The organism is Klebsiella sp. K-3 (assembly GCF_051207495.1).
Taxonomy (GTDB): domain Bacteria; phylum Pseudomonadota; class Gammaproteobacteria; order Enterobacterales; family Enterobacteriaceae; genus Klebsiella; species Klebsiella aerogenes.
This window is the reverse complement of record NZ_JBPNXF010000021.1, coordinates 22,262-28,788: the sequence shown is the minus strand read 5'-3', so window position 1 is coordinate 28,788 and position 6,527 is coordinate 22,262. Positions and strand designations below refer to the sequence as shown.

Below are 6,527 nucleotides of genomic sequence, written 5' to 3'. Positions count from 1 at the left end.
AGCGGTAGAAGCCGGTATCGCGGACTACTGGTTCAAATACGTTGGCCTGAACGGCGCCATCGTTGGCATGACCACCTTCGGTGAGTCTGCGCCGGCTGAGCAGCTGTTTGAAGAGTTCGGCTTCACCGTTGACAACGTTGTTGCCAAAGCGAAAGCACTGCTGTAATCGCTGGTACGGTGCGGGCTGATGCCCGCACCTCAACCCTCTCCCACAGGAGAGGGTGTGAACACCAAAAACGGTAACCCCTGGGTTACCGTTTTGCTTTTATCTCGCCACCCGGTTTTTTTGTAGGCACTATTCCTCGAACATGTAACTACCCTGTAAATTATTCCAGAGAAAATGTGACGCAAGTCATATAGCTGGTTTATTGCTCTGGACAAACATTCCTTTTATTCCGACTTTGGCTTATTCTAGCTGAAGCGTTTCAGTCGTATAAATGTTCGACAATTAATCAATCAGTCGCAGTTTGCGACAGGTAAGGTTCCCCTAAAGGCGTTGCTGGATTACTCTGTCAGCCACCTCAAATCAGGGATAACCTTGCAGGAGACCTATGACCATACGCATCGCGATTAATGGCTTCGGTCGCATAGGACGCAACGTGGTTCGCGCTTTGTATGAATCCGGGCGTCGTGCGGAAATCACCGTGGTGGCGATCAATGAACTGGCGGATGCCGCAGGCATCGCGCATTTATTGAAGTACGACACCAGCCATGGCCGTTTTTCCTGGGATGTTCGCCAGGAGCGGGAACAGCTGTATGTCGGCGATGACGTCATTCGTCTACTGCATGAGCCTTCTATCGCCGCGCTGCCCTGGCAGGAGCTGGCGGTGGATGTGGTGCTGGACTGTACCGGCGTATACGGTAGCCGTGAACATGGCGAAGCCCATCTTCAGGCTGGCGCGAAGAAAGTGCTCTTTTCACATCCTGGCGGCAACGATCTCGACGCAACGGTAGTCTTCGGCGTCAACCATGATGAACTGCGCGCGGAGCACCGCATTGTCTCCAACGCCTCCTGCACTACCAACTGCATTATTCCGGTCATTAAACTGCTAGATGATGCCTACGGCATTGAGTCAGGAACGGTCACGACAATCCACTCCGCGATGCACGACCAGCAGGTGATCGATGCCTATCATCCGGATCTGCGGCGAACCCGTGCGGCCAGCCAGTCAATTATTCCGGTTGATACTAAACTTGCGGCGGGGATCACCCGTATTTTCCCGCAGTTTAACGACCGTTTTGAGGCGATCGCGGTACGTGTACCGACGATTAACGTCACCGCAATTGACCTGAGCGTGACGGTGAAAAAACCGGTAAAGGCCTGTGAAGTCAACCAGTTGCTGCAAAAAGCAGCACAGGGAGCATTTCATGGTATAGTTGACTATACGGAATTACCGTTGGTCTCGACAGATTTTAACCACGACCCGCACAGCGCCATCGTCGATGGCACGCAAACCAGGGTCAGTGGCGCGCATCTGATCAAAACGTTGGTCTGGTGCGATAACGAATGGGGCTTTGCTAACCGAATGCTCGACACGACGTTAGCGATGGCTGCGCAAGGTTTCAGGTAAGGCGCTGCGGCGCTTGCAAAACTTTATCAAGAATCAACGAGAGGATTCACCATGTCTGTAATTAAGATGACCGATTTGGATCTGGCTGGTAAACGCGTTTTCATCCGTGCTGATCTGAACGTACCGGTTAAAGATGGCAAAGTGACCAGCGACGCGCGTATTCGCGCCTCCCTGCCGACCATCGAACTGGCGCTGAAACAGGGTGCTAAAGTAATGGTTACTTCTCACCTGGGTCGTCCGACCGAAGGCGAGTACAACGAAGAATTCTCTCTGTTGCCGGTTGTTAATTACCTGAAAGACAAACTGTCTAACCCGGTTCGTCTGGTTAAAGATTACCTGGATGGCGTTGACGTTGCTGCCGGTGAACTGGTGGTTCTGGAAAACGTTCGCTTCAACAAAGGCGAGAAAAAAGACGACGAAGAACTGTCTAAGAAATACGCTGCGCTGTGCGACGTATTCGTCATGGACGCTTTCGGTACCGCGCACCGCGCGCAGGCTTCCACCCACGGTATCGGTAAATTCGCCGATGTCGCTTGCGCAGGCCCGCTGCTGGCCGCTGAACTCGACGCGCTGGGTAAAGCGCTGAAAGAGCCGGCTCGTCCGATGGTTGCTATCGTTGGCGGTTCTAAAGTTTCCACCAAACTGACCGTTCTCGACTCTCTGTCCAAAATCGCTGACCAGCTGATCGTTGGCGGCGGTATCGCTAACACCTTCGTTGCCGCTCAAGGCCACAACGTTGGTAAATCCCTGTACGAAGCGGACCTGGTTGACGAAGCTAAGCGCCTGCTGAGCACCTGCGATATCCCGGTTCCGACTGACGTTCGCGTCGCTACCGAGTTCTCTGAAACCGCCACCGCGACCCTGAAATCCGTTAACGACATCAAAGATGACGAGCAGATTCTGGACCTCGGCGACGTTTCCGCTCAGAAGCTGGCTGATATCCTGAAAAATGCCAAAACCATCCTGTGGAATGGCCCGGTTGGCGTATTCGAATTCCCGAACTTCCGTAAAGGTACTGAAATTGTCGCTAATGCTATCGCAGACAGCGAAGGTTTCTCTATCGCAGGCGGCGGTGACACCCTGGCGGCGATTGACCTGTTCGGCATCGCTGACAAAATCTCCTACATCTCCACTGGCGGCGGCGCATTCCTCGAATTCGTGGAAGGCAAAGTTCTGCCGGCAGTAGCAATGCTCGAAGAGCGCGCTAAGCAGTAATTTAGTTCAGGCGGGGAAACCCGCCTGTTTTTCAGCGCGCTAACGTACAATTTTGTACAGCTCGCGAACCTTCTTCAACGGTCGAAGATACAGATACAGGACTAAGTAACATGTCTAAAATTTTTGATTTCGTAAAACCGGGCGTCATCACTGGCGACGACGTTCAGAAAGTGTTCCAGGTAGCTAAAGAAAACAACTTTGCTCTGCCAGCGGTAAACTGCGTGGGTACTGACTCCATCAACGCCGTTCTGGAAGCTGCTGCGAAAGTTCGCTCTCCGGTTATCGTTCAGTTCTCTAACGGCGGCGCTGCGTTCATCGCGGGCAAAGGCGTGAAAACTGACGTTCCGCAGGGTGCTGCTATCCTCGGCGCTATCTCTGGCGCGCATCACGTTCACCAGATGGCTGAACATTACGGCGTGCCGGTTATCCTGCACACTGACCACTGCGCGAAGAAACTGCTGCCGTGGATCGACGGCCTGCTGGACGCGGGTGAAAAACACTTCGCTGCCACCGGCAAACCGCTGTTCTCTTCCCACATGATCGACCTGTCTGAAGAGTCCCTGCACGAAAACATCGAGATCTGCTCTAAGTACCTGGCTCGTATGGCCAAAATGGGCATGACTCTGGAAATCGAACTGGGCTGCACCGGCGGTGAAGAAGACGGCGTGGACAACAGCCACATGGACGCTTCCGCACTGTACACCCAGCCGGAAGACGTTGATTACGCGTACACCGAGCTGAGCAAAATCAGCCCGCGCTTCACCATCGCCGCTTCCTTCGGTAACGTACACGGCGTTTACAAGCCGGGTAACGTAGTTCTGACCCCGACTATCCTGCGCGACTCTCAGGAATATGTTTCTAAGAAACACAACCTGCCGCACAACAGCCTGAACTTCGTATTCCACGGCGGTTCCGGTTCTTCCGCTCAGGAAATCAAAGACTCCGTCAGCTACGGCGTTGTCAAAATGAACATCGATACCGATACCCAATGGGCGACCTGGGACGGTATCCTGCAGTACTACAAAGCGAACGAAGCTTACCTGCAGGGCCAGCTGGGCAACCCGAAAGGCGAAGACCAGCCGAACAAGAAATACTACGATCCGCGCGTATGGCTGCGTGCCGCTCAGACCTCTATGGTGACTCGTCTGGAGCAGGCATTCAAAGAGCTGAACGCGATCGACGTTCTGTAATTTCGCTTGCTGCGAGCGTAACGAAGGGAAACGGCGTTTCCTTTCATTACCGGCATAAAAAAGGCTTCCTGCGGGAAGCCTTTTTTTTAGCGACTTACGCAGGTGCCTTTTTCCCCGGCTAATATCTGTGGCGCATCCTTTAACGCGCCGATAAAGGCGTTATTTCCGGTCTGTTTGACAAACTGAATGACCGCTTCCGCCTTCGGCCCCATTGCGCCGTCCGGGGCGGCAAACGGCGCGAGTGTAGCAATGGTGGCCTGACGTAACGGGCGAGCCTGCGGCGTCCCCCAATCAACATAGACTGCATCGGCATCCGTCAGTATCAGCAGGTGGTCGGCATGAATGGCGCTGGCAAGCGCCGCCGCCGTCAAATCTTTATCGATAACCGCTTCGACTCCCCGGTAACCGTGCGTATCGGCAACCACCGGGATCCCGCCGCCGCCGCAGCAAATCACCAGATGACCGGCATCCATCAGCGTCTGAATGGCCGCGCTATCAACAATATTTAGCGGCCTGGGGGAAGGGACCACCCGACGGATATAGTCGCCATCCGCTTTCATCTGCCAACCATAGCGTTTTTCCAGCTCCGCCTGCTGCTGCGGCTGATAAACCGGGCCAATATATTTCCCCGGCGCCGCGAAAGCGTCATCATTTGCCGCCACCTCTACGCGCGTCATCAGGGTGCTGACCGGCGCACCGGCGTACTGCATCAGTTCCTGAGCGATAGCGAAGCCTATCATCCCCTGACTTTCCGCGACCAGAATATCCAGCGGCCAGGCGGGAGATTCCAGATAGGCGGCGTTTTGCAGCGCCAGCAATCCTACCTGCGGGCCATTACCGTGCACGATCACCAACTGATAATCACGGGCTAATTCCGCCGCCATCCGGGCAAAAAGTTGAATGCTGCGCTGCTGATTTTCCGCGCTGAGCACTTCTCCGCGCTGCAGCAGTGCGTTACCACCCAGTGCAATAACGATTTTCTTTTTCATGATGACCTCATTGAATTATAGAAGTACGCTAAAAATATCGTTTTAGCGGCCAGGTAATGTGATGAGATCGCCACTTTATCGAGAGTAAAAAATATCTCGCTAATAAATATTATATTCGCTGGTTTTATTTAAATGTTTTTAAAGATGATTATTAGATTTTTTTTAATAATTTCGTCAGCAGTCTTTAGGAATTTAAAACAATGGATTTTGTGTGACTTTGTTCAAATGAAATACATGGTTACCCCGATATGGTTAGCGGAGTTAAAACATCAATCCTTCACCCATCCTCTGGGATGGCCTGAGGTGAATATTGCCGGGAGATAGCTTATGTCAGGAACGTATGAGGTAACCGAGGTGACCAAAAGAAAAGGAATGCCCGCCTGGTGGGTCACGGTATTTCTTTTCTGGTTAGGTTGGGTATTTATGTATGCCGATCGCACGGTTTTAAATCCGGTGATGGGTGAGCTGGAAAAAGAGTTTGGTTTAAGCGGAACGCAATTAGGAGTACTCAACTCCGTATTTTATTTTTCTTATGCATTGCTGCAGGTGCCGGCAGGGATCCTCGGGGACAAAATCGGTAAGAAAAAAGTGCTGGTGCCTGGGTTTATTCTGTTTGGCGTTTTTACCGCGGTCACCGGTTGGGTAAAAAGCTGGTATATGCTGCTGTTTGCCCGCGTGGTCACCGGCGCAGGCGAGGGGACATATTATGGCCCGCAGTACGGCTTGTCTTCCGAGCAGATCCCGAAAAAATTCCGCTCGCTGGGCAGCGCGATTATCAATAGCGGAATGGCCTTTGGCATCGCGCTGGGTCTGATGACCTCCAGCTGGCTGGTCTATGACCAGGGTTACTCGTGGCGGATGCCGTTTTATGCCATGGCGATACCTTCGGTGCTGGTAGGGATTGCTATCTGGCTATTCGTGAAAGAGAAAAAGCGCACCGCCGACGCTGAGGGCAAACCGGTACAAAAAGGTAAATTTAGCGATCTGTTGAAGAATCGTAATTTAATTCTGACCTATATTATGGTGTTCTGCAGCCTGTTTGGTTTCTTCGTTATTCTGACCTGGCTTCCTTATTATCTGCAAAACGAGCGCGGTATTGCCGGTAGCGAAACCGGATTTATTTCGTCGCTGGTCGCGTGGATCTCTATTCCCGGCGCGCTGTTGTTCTCGGGGCTGTCGGATAAATTAGGCCGCCGCAAACCGTTAATTTTATTCCTCGTGCCGGTGGCGATTGCCAGCATGCTTTCCATTATTTGGATGCCGAGTATGACCGGCGTCATCGTGGCGCTGTGCGTGTATGGCCTGGTTGGCAAACTGGCGCTGGATCCGGTGCTGGTGGCGCTGGTCGCCGATAGCGTCGATGAAACCAATTACAGCACCGCGTTTGGTTTATTTAATTTTATCGGGATGAGCTCATCGATTCTGGCGCCAATTATTGCAGGGGCGGCGCGTGATATTACCGGCAGTCTGGCTTCGAGTTTTTATGTTTCCGCGGCGCTGCTGGTCATTGGTCTGGTCGCCATGCTGTTTTTAAAAGAAAAACGCACATAAAGAGGTAGCGG

Annotated in this window: 6 protein-coding genes; 5 read left to right on the top strand and 1 reads right to left on the bottom strand. The window is 52.7% G+C overall.

Translation table 11 applies throughout. The features are described 5' to 3' along the window. The 4 genes from ACSEMK_RS23345 to fbaA all read left to right on the top strand — a co-directional run. The coding region (locus ACSEMK_RS23345; protein ID WP_180818307.1) for a transketolase-like TK C-terminal-containing protein at positions 1-166 on the top strand (166 nt) is incomplete at its 5' end. 385 nt (positions 167-551) lie between these two features. Further along, positions 552-1,571 carry an erythrose-4-phosphate dehydrogenase gene (gene epd / locus ACSEMK_RS23340; protein ID WP_015369761.1) on the top strand — a complete coding sequence of 340 codons (1,020 nt, stop codon included), beginning with the start codon at positions 552-554 and terminating at the stop codon, positions 1,569-1,571. 51 nt (positions 1,572-1,622) lie between these two features. Continuing rightward, on the top strand, positions 1,623-2,786 hold the full coding sequence (gene pgk, locus ACSEMK_RS23335) for a phosphoglycerate kinase (protein WP_087859766.1): 1,164 nt from the start codon (positions 1,623-1,625) through the stop codon (positions 2,784-2,786). Between the two features lie 110 nt (positions 2,787-2,896). Beyond that, positions 2,897-3,976 carry a class II fructose-bisphosphate aldolase gene (fbaA, locus tag ACSEMK_RS23330; protein ID WP_004144748.1) on the top strand — a complete coding sequence of 360 codons (1,080 nt, stop codon included), beginning with the start codon at positions 2,897-2,899 and terminating at the stop codon, positions 3,974-3,976. An 86-nt stretch (positions 3,977-4,062) separates the two neighbouring features. Here fbaA and ACSEMK_RS23325 read toward each other — a convergent pair whose 3' ends face one another. Continuing rightward, positions 4,063-4,965, bottom strand: a complete 903-nt coding sequence (locus tag ACSEMK_RS23325) for a carbamate kinase (protein ID WP_430914694.1) — start codon at positions 4,963-4,965, stop codon at positions 4,063-4,065. Positions 4,966-5,292: 327 nt separating this feature from the next. On the opposite strand from ACSEMK_RS23325, the gene ACSEMK_RS23320 reads away from it, so the two are divergent. Continuing rightward, the gene (locus ACSEMK_RS23320) at positions 5,293-6,516 is read left to right on the top strand and encodes an MFS transporter (RefSeq protein WP_435336650.1); all 1,224 of its coding nucleotides are present in this window, start codon (positions 5,293-5,295) and stop codon (positions 6,514-6,516) included. The last annotated feature ends 11 nt before the right edge of the window (positions 6,517-6,527 follow it).

What these genes read in the sequence shown, in the direction of transcription:
- epd (WP_015369761.1), top strand. Translation starts at nt 552, where the DNA reads ATGACCATACGCATCGCGATTAATGGCTTCGGTCGCATAGGACGCAAC.
- pgk (WP_087859766.1), top strand. Translation starts at nt 1,623, where the DNA reads ATGTCTGTAATTAAGATGACCGATTTGGATCTGGCTGGTAAACGCGTT.
- fbaA (WP_004144748.1), top strand. Translation starts at nt 2,897, where the DNA reads ATGTCTAAAATTTTTGATTTCGTAAAACCGGGCGTCATCACTGGCGAC.
- ACSEMK_RS23325 (WP_430914694.1), bottom strand. Translation starts at nt 4,965, where the DNA reads ATGAAAAAGAAAATCGTTATTGCACTGGGTGGTAACGCACTGCTGCAG.
- ACSEMK_RS23320 (WP_435336650.1), top strand. Translation starts at nt 5,293, where the DNA reads ATGTCAGGAACGTATGAGGTAACCGAGGTGACCAAAAGAAAAGGAATG.